This is a genomic window from Chryseobacterium cucumeris (assembly GCF_016775705.1).
GTDB lineage: Bacteria > Bacteroidota > Bacteroidia > Flavobacteriales > Weeksellaceae > Chryseobacterium > Chryseobacterium cupriresistens.
In genome coordinates this window covers 3,684,447-3,700,009 of record NZ_CP068760.1, presented here as the reverse complement: position 1 = coordinate 3,700,009, position 15,563 = coordinate 3,684,447, and the positions used below count along the sequence as shown (strand labels likewise).

The window sequence follows — 15,563 nt, the reverse complement described above, 5'->3', positions numbered from 1 at the left end:
TTTCACTTGGTGGATAATAAAAACGGAAGGATCTGATTATATGTGATCGTAATAATCTAATGTGTCATTTCAATACTGTCAGGCTGAGCGGAGTCGAAGCCTTTACCATTCGAAAAACTTTAATAGATCGACAGGTATTTTTCTTCAGTCAAAAACGCAATAACCCAATAGTAAAAAACAAAAAAACTGCCCAAAAGGCAGCTTTCTCAAATCTGTTATTTTAAAGGATTTCGTATTTTGTTTTAATGCTGTATTTCAGCTTGATGTTTTCAATATTATCAAAAGAAAAATCTACCGGAGCATCAGCCATTTCCAGCTGGATATTGCTTGCTCTTCCTTTGTAGGCTGCCGGCATAATCATATCGCTGGTGTAATCTTCTATCTCTACAATTTCAAGGGCATTTCCTGTCTTTTTACCCATACTTTCCAGTAAGTAGTCTGCTTTCTCTTTGGCTGCTTTCAAAGCGTTGATCTTCACTGCTTTTCTGAAATCTGCAATTTTGGTATTCTTTACCTCCGCAATATTCAGGCTGCTTACCCACTTTTGATTCAGGTCTTCAAAGATTTTGCTGAGGTTTGATTTTGTACCGGCTTTAAAGTGATAATTTTTGGAAAACTTAGCGGTTTTAGAGTAAATATTCTGATACATGGATTTGAATTTGATATCCTCATTCTTTACCCCTGCATTTTTCAAAATATCAAATAATTTCTTTTCATTATCTGCCAGATCGTTTTTATTATCAGCTTTTATCCCGATACTGAAGATAATTTCATCCGGTTCTACTTCCATTTCTGCCACTCCTGTTACTTCAATTGCATTTTTCTTTACTTCCTGAGCGTTTACAAAACTTCCAAGAGTTAAAATTCCGATTAATAAAAAATGTTTCAATTTCATAATTTCCTGTTTTTAAATTTTTAATTCTGATGTAAAATTACACAGATCAGTAACCGGAATCCTGGAGACTTGGTGAAATGGAACTTTCACTTGGTGAATAGTTTTTGAGTAGACTATATATATGTATATCTTTGTTTTATGAAAATGCTTAAATTCTTTACTCTATTCTTATTGGTGCTTTCGGGAAATACAATCTTTTCCCAAACCACTACTAACAGCAGTGCTGCTGTGGAAGAAGTGCAGGTAGAAACAAAGAAGTTGAAAAGAGCAATGGACACCAAAAATGAGCCTGCCCAAGCAGATTCTTACTATAATATCGGTGAAACATTTTTCAATAGCGGAAACTTTCCCAAAAGTGAAGAGTATTATACAAAAGCGAAAAAACTGTATGAAAAGCTCAATGATAAGCCCAATATCGAGAAAGCAACCCGAAGATTAGCCCAGTCACAGGAGAAACAGAATAAAATAACTCCTGCTATCAGCAATTACAGCATGGCTGCACAGGTAAGTTACAGCGAAAAAAGTAAAGCTGTGAATTCTAATGATGCGGCAAGACTTTCTTCTCCTACACCCGAACTGAAAGCAGAAGCGATTCAGAATAATATCAATCTGACTAAAAAGGAAAATGATCAGGGAGACCTTGCAGAAAGCTACAGCCAGCTGGCAGATGTTAACCTGAAACAGAAAGATGTTTCCAGTGCTGAAGAAAACCTGAATACAGCCTATAAAATTTCTAAAAAAGAAGCTCCTCAACAGGCTCTTGCCATCAATCAGAAGCTGGCAGACCTGTATGTTGAAAACAAAAACTTCGAAAAAGCTATTGAAGCCAAGAAGAAAGTTTTGAAAGAAGACTTTGTAAAAGAAAACTCGCAGGAAAAAGTCAATCAGATTCAGGAACTGGCAGATATCTATATTAAAAAAAATGATCCGGAGGAAGCCGTAGATCTTTTAAAAAATGCCTATGGAATTGCGCTGGACAAAGGTCATACACTGGAAGCACAGAAAAGTGTAAAAAAGCTGGACAGCCTTTATGCGATCTCAGGAAATATTGATGCCTCCGTTCAGTTATACAGAGACTTTTTGGGAAAACTTCCCAATCTCGTTTCCAAAGACAGAAGCCTGGTTGATAATAAAATTCTGGAAGATACAGAACAGAGAATTTCACAGCTGGAAAAAGAAAAAGAGTTGAAAGATGAACTGATCAGAAAGAAAAACGTCTTTAATTACAGTCTGATCGGAGCGTTGATTGTACTCACCGGACTTATTATTTTCATTTTCAGAATGCTGAAAAAAGTTCAGATTAAAAATAAGAAAATAGCTCTTCAGTCGCTGCGAAGAGAGATGAATCCTCATTTTATTTTTAACAGTTTAAATAGTGTCAACCATTTTATAGCCACCAATAATGAGCTTGAAGCGAATCAGTATCTTACAAAATTTTCGAAGCTGATGCGCGGTGTAATGGAAAATTCCACCGAAGATTTTATTCCTTTTCAGCAGGAGCTTGACCTTTTGCAAAATTATCTGGCGCTTGAAAAGACCCGTTTTGCAGATAAATTCGATTACGAAATTGAAGTAGATGAAAATCTGAATATGCAAAACCTTCAGGTTCCGGGAATGCTGATACAGCCATTTCTGGAAAATGCTGTCTGGCACGGACTCCGTTACAGAACCGAAAAAGGATTTTTAACATTAAGCTTCGAAAAAAGTGAATCGCATCTTAAAATCCTTATTGAAGACAACGGAATAGGTATTGAGGAAAGTAAAAAGCAAAAAACAGAACATCAAAAAACAAGAGAGGGCAGGGGAATGAAAAATACACTGGAAAGAATTCAGCTCCTGAACGATCTGTATAAAAAAGACATCACCTGCTCTATAAAGGATAAAGAAAATAACAGTGGAGTTTTGGTGACTATCCGGATGAATCTTGCTTAGCAGGATTAAGGCGGACTGTAAGTTTTGGACCAATTGTACGATTGGTTAAATATCACTAATTTGCATCTGCAATCTGTTATCTGCCACCTAAAATCTGTTCAAATGAAAATAAAAGCTGTCATTGTTGACGATGAACTTATAGCAAGAGAAGTTTTACGAAGCTATCTTACCAAATACTGTCCGCAGGTGGAAATTCTGGGTGAAGCTGAAAATATCAAAGAAGCAGTTCCGTTAATTGCTGAAAAGCAGCCTCAACTGGTCTTTCTGGATGTAGAAATGCCTTTCGGAAATGCTTTTGATGTGCTGGAAGCTACCAAAGATTTCTCCTATGAAACCATTTTCATTACTGCATTTTCACAATATTCTTTACAGGCTTTAAATAAATCAGCAAGCTATTATATTTTAAAACCTATCGATATTCAGGAACTGATTCTGGCAGTGAATAAAGTGGCGGAAAGCCTTGAGAAAAAAGAAGAGCTCAACCGGAATAAGATCCTTCTTGAGAATCTGAAATTAAAACCTGAGAAACAGCAGCTGATTTTGCCAACTTTACAGGGATTTGACGTTGTAAAAACAGAAGATATTGTAAGACTTCAGGCGGATGGAAATTTTACTCAGGTATACCTTACCGATGGTTCAAAGAAGATGGTGTGCCGGTTTCTGAAACACTTTGATGATCTTCTGGAAAACCCGTTTGTCAGGGTTCACAGGTCTCATATCATTAATACAGGTTTTGTAAAATCCTATCATAAAAGCGGAACCGTGATGCTGGCGGATGATACGGAAATAGAGGTTTCAGGAAGCTTTAAAGATAATTTCCTGAAAGTATTTTCATAGAATTTATGGGTCCTTAACAGACCAAAGGCATTATTTTTGACGTTCTATCATAACCACCAAAATATTCCTGTCATGAAAACCATTCATAAAATTATACTTCCCGTTTCATTGGGAGCACTGGGGCTTATTATTTTCAATTCCTGTTCTGTAAGAATTCCCAGAGGAGCATCTGCGGTAAAGAATTTTAATCTTAAAAAATATCTGGGCAAGTGGTATGAGGTCGCCCGTTTCGATTACAGGTTCGAGAAAAACATGGACAATGTTACTGCAGAGTATACAGAGAATCCGGATGGTACCATTCAGGTAAGAAATAAAGGTTATGATTACACTAAAAAAGTATGGAATGAATCTATCGGGGAAGCAAAATTTGTAAAAGATCCTGCAGAAGCCCGTTTGAAAGTTTCATTTTTTAAACCGATCTGGGCCGGTTACAACGTCATAGATATTGATGAAGACTATCAATATGCTCTTGTGGCAGGAAGCAGTTTAAAATATCTGTGGATCCTTTCCCGTACCACCAGCATTCCGGAAAGTATCCGTCAGCGTTTCCTCCAGAAAGCAAAAAAAATCGGCTATAATACCGATGAGCTGATCTGGGTAAGACATAATCAGTAAAGAATAATCCAAATCGCAAAATAGTGGAAGGGCAAAAATGCAGATAAGTATATTATGTACAATTTTGCCCTTTTATGTTTTAGCTGTTAATATATTCTTTCCATTCTTCAAAACGGTGATCTATCACCTGTTTCATCAGATCATAATTTTCATAGGTATCCTCAATGTGATAGAAAGTTTCATATTCATAGTCATTTTCTTCTGCTTTAGCATCAAAAATATTCACGTAATCATCAGCGAATGAGCTGTATCTGTTTCCAAAATCGGTATCATCAGCATAATAATCCTTTGCAAAAAGATTTCCCAGTTCATTCAGGTCATATTCTGAGAATTTTCCGTCGCAGGAATCCATAATGAATTCAGCACCGGTTATTTCTCTTCGCTTTACTTTTTCTATTTCCTCTTCACCATCTTCCTTCAGTTCATCAGAGATCAGATCGTTATGGATACACCAGTTCAGGAACATTCCTGTGTGGGTAGCCCCGTTTTTCTGAGGAAGGCCTTCCGGAAAATCACCGCCATAATGCCATGAAGCATCATCATATTTAGACATAATTTGTATTGTAGTTTTAGATAATTTCTTCAAAAATAGAAAAAATCAATTTATATTGCCGCTGCCACAGAATTTTCCGTCATTTGCATAGAATTTTTTTCAACAAAAAAACATATGGAAAAAGCTGTTCTGATTACTATCGGTGATGAAATCCTTTCCGGAAATACGGTAGATACCAATTCTAATTTTATTGCGACTGAACTTAAAAATATAGGAATAAAAGTCATTCAGATTCTTACGATCTCAGACGAAATTGAAACCATTAAAAATGCATTGAAAACCGCTTTTGAAACCGGCGATTTAGTCATTACAACAGGAGGCCTCGGGCCAACCCGTGATGATAAAACCAAAAAAGCACTGGCTGAATATTTCGATGATGAAATTGCTTTGGATGAGGTGACATTCAATCATTTGAAAGGCTATATGGAACGACGTGGAAGAGCAGATATTCTCGAAAGAAACCGCGAACAGGCATTTGTCCCTACCAAATCCATCGTTTTTCAGAACCATTACGGAACGGCACCCTGTATGATGATGGAACAGGACGGAAAATTGTGCTACAGCCTTCCGGGGGTTCCTTATGAGGTGAAACCGCTTATTAAAGATCAGATTATTCCTTATTTACAGCAAAGATTCAGTCTGCATTATATCCATACCCGGATTGTTTCTGTGGTCGGAATTCCTGAAAGTATCCTTGCGGACAAAATTGAAGACTGGGAACTGGCACTTCCGGAAAATATTGCACTGTCTTATCTTCCGGTGGGAACCCGTGTAAAGCTTCGTCTGACAGCTTCCGGTGATAACGAAGAGCAGTTGAAGCAAATAACAGAAGAAGAAATCCAGAAATTGCTTCCTTTGGTAGAAGGCCATGTCATTGCAGTATCTGAGGATAAAATTGAAAATATTCTGGCAGAAATGCTTACCGAAAGAAACATGACGATCTCCACAGCAGAGAGTTGTACAGGAGGTGAACTGGCAAAAATGATTACTTCAGTTTCCGGCAGCTCGAAATATTTCCTGGGTGGAGTGGTTGCCTATGCCACAGAGAAAAAGATTAAAATTTTAAATGTTTCTGAAAAGACCGTAGAACAGTTTACCGTGGTGAGCGAACAGGTGGCACAGGAAATGGCAAAAGGCTGTCAGGAATTGTTTGAAACTCATATTTCCCTTTCTACAACCGGTGTTGCGGGTCCGGGGAAAGGAGAAGACGGTAAGGATGTTGGAACAGTTTACTATACGATCAGAATCAATGATCAGGAAGTAACCTCAAAATTATACATGCCGCATCTGGAAAGGGTAGATTTTATGAATTTCGTTTCCCAGAAGGTGATTCAGGATTTGGTTAGCCTTCTTATAAACAGTTAGATAGAGGATTGTTTTTTTAATTTTTTTTTAATTAATTTTTATACAGTTTTTCACGCTTTTTGAAAGCCATTCAATAAATTTCAAAATCGTGGAAAATTCCAAACAGATTTTTCAGACCAGCAGCAAAAAACGCTGGAAAAGTGTGCAATGGGGAAGCCGTGTCTTTATTTTTATAGGAGTACTGCTTCTTCTTGCTTTAGGTCTGATGATGACTCTGGACAAAAGTCCTAAAATTCCTTTTAAAGAAGATTATAAAGCAGTAATTACAGCCAATAAACCTTACCTTCAGGAGAATAAAATTTCTAAAGAATATAAAGGTTTCAGAAGCTTTATTTCTGAAAAAACAATTCACACCAATCTCGACAAGATTGAGAAAGCAAGAGCAGAAAGATATAAAAATCAGAACAGAAACTGGGCTCAGTTTCCGGGAGGAATCCGTTCTGCATTTTATGTAGCCTGGGATCCTCAGTCTCTGATGTCTCTGAAAAGAAATATCAGACACGTGAATCTTGTTTTCCCCGAATGGTTTTTCCTTGATCCTAAAACCGGAGATCTGAAAACCAATGTAGATCCGGAAGGCTATAAAGTGATCAAAAGAACAGGTGTGGCTGCCATGCCGATGCTGAGTAATAACTTTGACAGAGAATTCCGCTCGGAAGGACTGATAAAAGTTCTTAACGATCCTCAGAAAAGAACTCATCTGATCCAAAAAATCACTCAGCAATGTAAAAAATACCACTTCAAAGGAATTAATATTGACTTTGAAGATATGAACCTGAATTCTGATGAAAATCTGATTGCTTTTATGAAAGAGCTTTCAGAGACTTTCAGAAAAAACCAGTTACTGGTTACCATGGATATCATGACGGACAATGATGATTACAATATTCCAGGACTGAATCCTTATGTAGATTATTTTGTGCTGATGGCTTATGATGAATACTCTGCAGGAAGCGATGCCGGTCCGGTGTCTTCTCAGAAATGGATCGAACAGCAGACAGGAAAAATTGTAAAACAAACTTCCCCGCAAAAAATAATTCTGGGCCTTGGAGCTTATGGCTATGACTGGAGCTCTAATCCGGATGACAATACTTCTGTTACTTATATGCAGGCAATTACGAAAGCCAGTGCCAGTAAAGCGGTTATAGATTTTAATGACAATACGTTTAATTTAAATTATTCTTATACGGATTCCAAAAATCTTACCCACACTGTATTTTTCAATGATGCGGCTTCTATCTTCAATACAATGCGTTTCTCTTCAGAATATCCTTTGGCAGGAACTGCACTCTGGAGACTGGGAAGTGAAGACAGCAGAGTATGGAACTTCTATGATAAAGATCTTACGTTTGCAGGGCTATCCAAACTGAACTTAAAAACATTGGAAAATGTAAAAGGGCAGACCATGGTGGATTACATTGGAGACGGGGAAGTGCTGGATGTCCTGAATACGCCTCATGACGGAAAAATTGCATTGGAAGTTGATCCGAAAGAGAAAATTATCACAGACGAAAACTATGTTACCTATCCAAGTTCTTATGAAGTGAAGAAATATGGCAGTGCTCCTCAGAAAGAACTCGTGCTTACCTTTGATGATGGTCCGGATGAAATCTATACACCGCAGGTTTTGGATGTATTGTCAAGATATCATGTTCCGGCCGCTTTCTTTTTGGTAGGCTTAAATGCAGAAAAAAACCTTCCGCTTGTGAAAAGAATTTATAGAGAAGGACATGAAATAGGAAATCACACCTTTACCCATGAAAATGTTGCAAAAGTAAGTCCGGAAAGAGCTTTGCTTGAAATGAAACTTACCCGTTTGCTTATAGAGTGTGTGACGGGACACAGTACAATCCTGTTCAGAGCACCATACAACGCAGACTCTGAACCTACCACTTCGGAAGAGATTATTCCGGTAGCTTTGGCCAGACAGCAGAATTATCTTGATATTGGAGAAAATATAGATCCTGAAGACTGGCAGCCGGGAATAAAAGCAGATGAAATTGTAAAAAGGGTATTAGCCGGAATCAAACAGGAGAGAGGGAATATCATTCTTCTTCACGATGCAGGAGGAGATACCAGAGAAGAAACGGTAAAAGCTTTAAAGATTCTGATTCCGACCCTTCAGAAACAGGGTTATCATTTTACGAACCTGACCAATATCTTACACAAAAGCAGAAGTGAACTGATGCCTGAAGTACCTAAAACGAAGTCATATTACATCATGCAGCTGAACCTTGTTTTGGCTACCATTATCTATGGAGTAAGTCATTTTCTCGTGGCATTATTTACTATTTTCATTGTATTAGGATTGATCAGATTATTGCTGATGGCATACTGGGCTTTTAAAGAAAGAAACAAAGAAAGAAAGCTGGGCGAGCTTCCGGTTCTGAAATCTTATCCGAAAGTTTCCATCATAGTTCCTGCTTATAATGAAGAAGTGAATATTGTGTCTTCCCTGCATAACTTATTGAAACAGACGTATCCTAACTTTGACATCATTATGGTAGATGACGGAAGTAAAGATTCTACTTATGAAAAAGCAAAAGCTGCATTTCCTGATCATCTGAAGCTGAAAATTTTCACCAAAAGAAACGGTGGAAAAGCAACTGCTTTAAATTTCGGAATATCACAGACCGATGCCGAATATGTAGTATGTATTGATGCAGATACCAAACTGCAGCAGGATGCCGTAAAATATCTGATTGCAAGGTTTTTAAATTCAAGCCCTGAAGAAAAAATAGCAGCTGTTGCAGGAAATGTGAAAGTCGGAAACAGAGTCAACTGGCTTACCAAATGGCAGGCTATAGAATATACAACGAGTCAGAACTTCGACAGACTGGCGTATGCTCACATAAATGGCATTACTGTAATTCCGGGTGCTATCGGGGCATTTAAAAGAGCTGTGGTTATTGAAACGGGAGGCTATTCATCCGATACCCTGGCGGAAGATTGTGATATTACCGTAAAAATTTTAAAAGCCGGATATACGGTGGCTAACGAGAACAGAGCAATTGCCGTCACAGAAGCTCCGGAAACCGCCAATCAGTTTTTAAAACAACGTTTCCGATGGACCTACGGAATCATGCAGATGTTCTGGAAACAGAGACAGACTTTCCTTAACCCCAGATATAAAGGATTGGGACTTTGGGCGATGCCGAATATTTTATTATTCCAATACATCATCCCATTTTTCTCGCCGATGGCAGATGTGATTATGTTCTTTGGAATTCTGTCCGGAAACGGAGACAAAATATTCACCTATTATCTGATCTTCCTTTTGGTAGATGCTTCCCTGGCTTTAGTGGCATTCATCATGCAGCGGGAAAAATTAACCAATCTGCTGTATATCATTCCACAGAGATTCGGGTATAGATGGCTGATGTATATTGTATTATTTAAAAGTTTAAGAAAAGCACTGAAAGGCGAAATGCAGTCCTGGGGAGTTCTGAAAAGAACTGGAAATGTACAGGAGATAGCAACTTCATGATATAATAAAGGCAGGAAGGAAGAATGAGGCTGGAAGTTCCGGATTTTCATCACAGCTTCCTGCTCCCAACTTCCCACTTAAGAAGCTTTCATGTTATTTATTTAAATTTGTTTTTATAAAAAGTAACAAATTCAAAATAAATCATACATATTCTATAAATTGTTATCATAATGAAAAAAATAACGCTTTCTTTGTTTTTAATAGCAGGGATCTGTACTCAGACGACTATGAGCGCACAAGCAAAAGCTGCTAAAGTAGCAGTGAATAACACAGATAAAGGCTTAGACCTTAGCCTGATGGACACTTCTGTACGTCCTCAGGATGACTTTTACAACTATGTGAGTGGAACATGGATGAAAACAGCCAAAATTCCATCTGACAAACCAACATGGGGAAGCTTCAACAAACTGGCGGAGGATACGGATAACAATTCCATGACCATCCTGAACTCTCTTCTGAAAGATAAATTTGCTGACGGAAGTGAAGGGAAAAAGATCCAGGATCTGTATGCTACATACATGAACATGGAGAAAAGAAATGCAGACGGAATCAAACCAATCCAGGAAAATCTGAATAAGATTGATGCTATTAAAAATATGGCTGATCTTCAGAACTACCTTACTTCTGTAACGAAAGAAGGAGAGAACATTCTTTACGGATGGGGAGTGGATGCAGATCTTAAAGATTCTAAAATGAACGCCGTTTATTTAGGAAATGCCACTTTAGGTTTAGGAAGAGACTACTATCAGAAAGTAAACGAAAAAAATACAGAAGCTATTGCTGAATATCAGAAATATGTAGCTTCAATGCTAAAAGAATTAGGATATAAAAATGCTGATGAGGCTGCAAAAGGTATTGTAAACTTTGAAAAAAGTGTTGCAAATACCTATCTGACAAATGAACAGAGCCGTGACAATACACTTCAGTACAATCCTAAAACAATGGCTGAACTTTCAGCATTGGTGAAAGGAGTAGACATCCCAGGTTACCTTAAAAAAGTAGGAGTAAATACGGATAAGGTCATTATCAGCGAATTAGGATTCTATAAGAATTTTGATAAATTGATCAATGCTCAGGACCTTCCTGTGATCAAAGATTATCTTAAATTCCATATGATCCACGGAAGTGCTTCTTACTTAAGCGAAAACTTAGGAAATATGAAGTTTGCTTTCTATGGCAAATACCTTAGAGGCCAGCAGGAACAGAGAGCTCTTAACAAGAGAGGGTTTGAATTGATCAACGGTACTTTGGGAGAAGCTTTCGGAAAACTATATGTTGAGAAATATTTCCCTGCTGAAGCAAAAGCTCAGATGGTAGAACTGATTGACTATTTAAAGAAGAGTTTCGCAGTTCATATCAATAACTTAGCATGGATGTCTTCTACCACTAAGGAAAAAGCAATGCAGAAGCTGAACAAGTTCACTGTAAAAGTTGCTTATCCGGATAAATGGAAAGACTATTCAAAATTAAATATCGTTTCTGAAGCTAAGGGAGGAAACCTATATCAGAACCTTCAGAACATTACCGAATGGCAATACAATAAAGATTTAGCTAAAATTGGCAAGCCGGTGGATAAAACAGAATGGGGAATGACTCCACAGACTGTAAATGCATATTATAACCCGGTAAATAATGAGATTGTATTCCCTGCTGCAATCCTTCAGCCGCCATTCTTTAACCCTAAAGCTGATGCTGCTGTAAACTTCGGAGGTATCGGTGCAGTTATCGGTCACGAAATGAGCCACGGATTTGATGATTCAGGTGCACAGTTCGATGCAGACGGTAACTTAGTAGACTGGTGGACTCCGGAAGATAAAGCCAACTTCGAAAAAGCAACCAAAGCTCTTGCTTCTCAGTATGACAAATACGAGCCTGTAAAAGGAACTTTTGTAAACGGTACTTTCACAAACGGTGAAAATATCGCTGACTTAGGAGGTGTAAACATCGCTTATGACGCTCTTCAGATGTATTTAAAAGACAAAGGAAACCCAGGAAAAATCAGCGGATTTACTCAGGATCAGAGATTCTTCCTAAGCTGGGCAACCGTTTGGAGAACATTATCAAGTGAGAAATATATGGTGAATCAGGTGAAAACTGACCCGCATTCTCCTGGATACTTCAGAAGCTTCGGTCCGCTAATCAACGTTGACGCTTTCTATAAAGCATTTGATGTGAAAAAAGGAGACAAATTATACAAAGCTCCGGAAGACAGAATCAAAATCTGGTAAAAATAACAACCGCTCAGCAATGGGCGGTTTTGTTTTTTTAGGTAGCAGGTGATAGATGGTAGGTAGCAGGTAGCAGATGGTAGGTAGCAGGTTTTAGGGATTAGGGAAAATAGGTGATAAATAATAAGTAATAAGTAATCGAAGGGACAATCGTTACAATAACGGCTCCCATCATTCCCCTCCCACGGAGGGGTGGCAAAAATTCAAAGAATTTTTGACGGGGTGGTTCTATACCTAATAACATTAAACATTAAACATTGAATTTTTCGCTTTTCACCATATATTAATTATCATTCACTACATATCATTAAAGTTTGTATATTTGATAAGTTTGTGTAAAATCAAAAATTATCTTTAATGAAAAAGCTAAATATTGGAATACTTGCCCTTTCAGGTATTGTATTTCTTAATTCGTGTGGTACAGCTAAGACTGCAGGGACAGAGAATAAAACTGAAGCTACGGCAAAAGTAGCCGAACCGGTAAAAGAAGAAGCAAAAGAAGAGGGAATTAATTTATCGTATATGGATACAAGTGTCCGTCCACAGGATGACTTTTTTAGCTATGTGAACGGAAACTGGGTGAAAACGACTCAGATTCCTTCCGATAAAGCCAACTGGGGTTCTTTCAATGCCTTGAGAGAAAATGTAGATGATGCTTCATTAGATATTTTGAACAAAATCCTTACAGAATCATACCCTGCAGGATCAGAAGGGCAGAAAATCCAGAATCTTTACGCTTCTTTTATGGATACAAATAAAAGAAATACGGAAGGTCTGGCACCAATTAAAGCTGATCTTGCCAAAATAGATGCTATTAAGACTCTTGCTGATCTTCAGAAATACCTTTTGGAAGCTACAAGATTAGGAGATAATTCTTTCTACGGATGGAGAGTAGGTGCTGATATGAAGAATTCCAAGATGAATGCGGTGTATCTTGGTGGTCCGGATCTTGGTTTGGGAAGAGATTATTACCAGAAAGTAAATGATGCCAATACAAAAACACTGGCCGAATATCAGACGTATGTTGGAAAGTTATTCGGAGTTTTAGGATATAAAAATACAACTCAGGCTGCACATAATGTGGTAGACTTTGAAAAACAGCTTGCCAATTACTTGCTGACACTTGAGCAGAACAGAGATGCCAACTTAAGATACAACCCTAAAAATGTATCTGAATTATCAGGTCTTGTGAAAAACGTTGATCTTGCCAAATACCTGAAAGATGCAGGTGTAAACACAGACAGAGTGATCATCGGAGAACTGAAATACTACCAGAATATGGATCAGTTCATTACCCAGAAAAACCTTCCTCTGCTGAAAGACTATCTGAAATACCATATCATCAATGGAAACGCAAGCAACCTGGATGACAATTTAGAGCAGATCAGATTCGATTTCTATGCCAAATATTTACAGGGACAAAAAGAACAGCGCCCGATGAACAAAAGAGGGCTTACCCTTGTCAATGGTGTTCTTGGTGAAGCTTTCGGAAAACTTTATGTAGACAAATACTTCACTCCAGAAGCTAAAAAGCAGATGGAAACGTATATTGATTACCTTTTAAAATCATTCAAAACCCACATCGCAAACATAGACTGGATGTCTCCTGAAACCAAAGTGAAAGCTCAGGAAAAATTATCCAAGTTTACCGTAAAAATAGCTTACCCTGACAAATGGAAAGATTATACACAATTGAAAGTAGAATCTCCAAAAGAAGGAGCTACGCTTTATTCAAACCTTCAGAATGTTGCTGCATGGCAATATCAGAGAAGCTTAGATAAAGTAGGAAAACCGGTTGATAAAACAGAATGGGGAATGTCTCCACAAACTGTAAATGCTTACTACAGCGGATCAAACAACGAAATTGTATTCCCAGCAGCCATTCTTCAGCCTCCTTTCTACAATCCTAAAGCGGATGCTGCAGTGAACTTCGGAGGAATCGGAGCCGTAATCGGTCACGAAATTTCTCACGGATTTGACGACAGCGGTTCCCGTTTCGATGGAGACGGTAACCTGAATAACTGGTGGACGGATGCAGACCGTAAAAATTTTGATGCAAAAGTAGGCCAGTTAGCTGCTCAGTACAGTGCTTACGAACCTGTAAAAGGAAGCTTCGTGAACGGTAAATTTACAAGTGGTGAAAACATTGGTGACTTAGGTGGAGTGGCAGTGGCTTATGATGCCCTTCAGATGTACTTAAAAGATAAAGGAAACCCTGGAAAGATCAGCGGATTCACTCAGGATCAGAGATTTTTCATGAGCTGGGCAACGGTTTGGAGAACGAAAGCTACCGATCAGTATATGATCAACCAGGTGAAAACCGATCCTCACTCTCCGGGAATGTTCAGGGCATTTGGTCCGTTGGTCAATCAGGACTCATTCATTAAAGCATTTGATATCAAACCGGGAGACAAAATGTATAAAGCTCCTCAGGACAGAATAAAAATCTGGTAATTTTACCTTAAATTGTTAGACAAGAAAGAATCCGCCTCACTTGAGGCGGATTCTCTTTTTAATATTCTTTCTTATAGTTCCGGAGCACAAACTTTATTCCGGTTTCTATAATATCTCCCATGGTTTTACAATATTTGAAATTAACATCATAGGTGAGTTTTTGTAAAGCTGTTCTTAGTTCTCTGACATTGGCTTCCGGTGCAAGATTGTCTTTTTTCATAATAGAAATAAGTTCATCAAATCTGTTTTGACTGCTCGTTACTCTTTTTACAATTTGTGAACGTACTTCTTTGCGGTATTGTTCTATGGAACTTGGCTTCAGCTTTTCCAATACCATATTCACCATTTGATTATTTTCTTTGAAATACTGTGGAAGATAAACTTTCAGATTTCCCTCATATGTTTGCTGATCAAAATCGATAGGACGGATTCTGTAAATAACCTGATCAAAATCGTGTATCGGAATCACCACATAATTATAAGAACGCATATCACCAAGGAGTCCAATAAGGCAACGCTCATTGAATTTCACAAATTCTTTGGAAATCTGTGCTTTTTCAAGTTCGGAGCAGTTGGATAAATGTTTCTGTATAAAAACGTCTCCGGGAATTCCTAAAATATGTTCCTCGATCAAAGTGTTTTTGTAAACCAGAAAGTTTATTCGGTTGGGGGAAAGCAGATCTTCAAGTTCCAGCCCGAATATTCGGGAAGCATCTGCCTGTTTAATATAAAAATAGGTGTAATTATCGTTAAGTATATTTCTCACCCGAATACGAAAAGGTTTAGAATTTCCGAACGTACAAAAGTCGATCGTATCAACTTTCAGATAAGGTAAAGTAGCAATATCTCCATCAGAATGAAGGAGGGTATAGATTTTATTTAAATTGGCCTCTATTTCTTTAAACTCATATTCAGAATACAGTACCCCAAGCCACAAAGTATCTTTGCCATCTTTATCCAGAATTCTTACACTGTCGCTGAACCTTAAAAGATCTTCATACAGAAACTTAATCTTGGTCGTTCTGTTATATTTTTCCAAATATTGTTGTAATGCTTCTGAAACAGGAAATATCGGTTTTCTGAATGCTATTTTTACATCTTTCATGACACTGTTCACTTTGTTTAAATATAAAGAATAATTTTTTGTAAAATCTTAGCAATTCTTATTTTAACATTTATCAGACATGTTTTTAAAAG

The 15,563-nt window shown here is 37.8% G+C and carries 10 protein-coding genes; 7 read left to right on the top strand and 3 right to left on the bottom strand.

The features are described 5' to 3' along the window. Positions 1-220: 220 nt before the first annotated feature. Positions 221-895, bottom strand: a complete 675-nt coding sequence (locus tag JNG87_RS16525) for an SIMPL domain-containing protein (protein WP_202839719.1) — start codon at positions 893-895, stop codon at positions 221-223. 138 nt (positions 896-1,033) lie between these two features. Here JNG87_RS16525 and JNG87_RS16520 point away from each other — a divergent pair, with 138 nt between their 5' ends. The 3 genes from JNG87_RS16520 to JNG87_RS16510 all read left to right on the top strand — a co-directional run bounded on the left by JNG87_RS16520 (position 1,034) and on the right by JNG87_RS16510 (position 4,279). Further along, entirely contained in the window at positions 1,034-2,827 is a 1,794-nt protein-coding gene (locus JNG87_RS16520) for a histidine kinase (RefSeq protein ID WP_202839717.1), read from the top strand. A gap of 102 nt (positions 2,828-2,929) precedes the next feature. Then, a complete protein-coding gene (locus JNG87_RS16515) occupies positions 2,930-3,664 on the top strand; it encodes a LytR/AlgR family response regulator transcription factor (RefSeq protein ID WP_110010731.1) in 735 nt (244 codons plus the stop codon). 72 nt (positions 3,665-3,736) lie between these two features. Continuing rightward, positions 3,737-4,279: a lipocalin family protein gene (locus JNG87_RS16510; RefSeq protein ID WP_202839715.1), complete on the top strand. Its 543-nt coding sequence runs from the start codon at positions 3,737-3,739 to the stop codon at positions 4,277-4,279. A gap of 79 nt (positions 4,280-4,358) precedes the next feature. On the opposite strand, the gene JNG87_RS16505 is transcribed toward JNG87_RS16510, so the two are convergent. After that, complete coding sequence (locus JNG87_RS16505) at positions 4,359-4,832, bottom strand: hypothetical protein (RefSeq protein WP_110010729.1); 474 nt, start codon at positions 4,830-4,832, stop codon at positions 4,359-4,361. Positions 4,833-4,946: 114 nt separating this feature from the next. On the opposite strand from JNG87_RS16505, the gene JNG87_RS16500 reads away from it, so the two are divergent. From JNG87_RS16500 to JNG87_RS16485, 4 genes are all read left to right on the top strand, one after another. Continuing rightward, the gene (locus tag JNG87_RS16500) at positions 4,947-6,197 is read left to right on the top strand and encodes a CinA family nicotinamide mononucleotide deamidase-related protein (protein ID WP_202839713.1); all 1,251 of its coding nucleotides are present in this window, start codon (positions 4,947-4,949) and stop codon (positions 6,195-6,197) included. Positions 6,198-6,285: 88 nt separating this feature from the next. Beyond that, on the top strand, positions 6,286-9,684 hold the full coding sequence (locus JNG87_RS16495) for a polysaccharide deacetylase family protein (protein ID WP_202839711.1): 3,399 nt from the start codon (positions 6,286-6,288) through the stop codon (positions 9,682-9,684). 170 nt (positions 9,685-9,854) lie between these two features. After that, a complete protein-coding gene (locus tag JNG87_RS16490; protein WP_110010726.1) occupies positions 9,855-11,912 on the top strand; it encodes a M13 family metallopeptidase in 2,058 nt (685 codons plus the stop codon). 357 nt (positions 11,913-12,269) lie between these two features. After that, entirely contained in the window at positions 12,270-14,366 is a 2,097-nt protein-coding gene (locus tag JNG87_RS16485) for a M13 family metallopeptidase (protein WP_202839698.1), read from the top strand. Between the two features lie 58 nt (positions 14,367-14,424). Here JNG87_RS16485 and JNG87_RS16480 read toward each other — a convergent pair whose 3' ends face one another. Then, the gene (locus JNG87_RS16480) at positions 14,425-15,471 is read right to left on the bottom strand and encodes a hypothetical protein (RefSeq protein ID WP_202839696.1); all 1,047 of its coding nucleotides are present in this window, start codon (positions 15,469-15,471) and stop codon (positions 14,425-14,427) included. Positions 15,472-15,563: the final 92 nt, after the last annotated feature.

Bases quoted from the DNA above. Each gene is read 5' to 3' on its own strand.
- JNG87_RS16525 (WP_202839719.1), bottom strand. From the start codon at position 895: ATGAAATTGAAACATTTTTTATTAATCGGAATTTTAACTCTTGGAAGT.
- JNG87_RS16515 (WP_110010731.1), top strand. From the start codon at position 2,930: ATGAAAATAAAAGCTGTCATTGTTGACGATGAACTTATAGCAAGAGAA.
- JNG87_RS16520 (WP_202839717.1), top strand. From the start codon at position 1,034: ATGAAAATGCTTAAATTCTTTACTCTATTCTTATTGGTGCTTTCGGGA.
- JNG87_RS16485 (WP_202839698.1), top strand. From the start codon at position 12,270: ATGAAAAAGCTAAATATTGGAATACTTGCCCTTTCAGGTATTGTATTT.
- JNG87_RS16500 (WP_202839713.1), top strand. From the start codon at position 4,947: ATGGAAAAAGCTGTTCTGATTACTATCGGTGATGAAATCCTTTCCGGA.
- JNG87_RS16480 (WP_202839696.1), bottom strand. From the start codon at position 15,471: ATGAAAGATGTAAAAATAGCATTCAGAAAACCGATATTTCCTGTTTCA.
- JNG87_RS16490 (WP_110010726.1), top strand. From the start codon at position 9,855: ATGAAAAAAATAACGCTTTCTTTGTTTTTAATAGCAGGGATCTGTACT.
- JNG87_RS16510 (WP_202839715.1), top strand. From the start codon at position 3,737: ATGAAAACCATTCATAAAATTATACTTCCCGTTTCATTGGGAGCACTG.
- JNG87_RS16505 (WP_110010729.1), bottom strand. From the start codon at position 4,832: ATGTCTAAATATGATGATGCTTCATGGCATTATGGCGGTGATTTTCCG.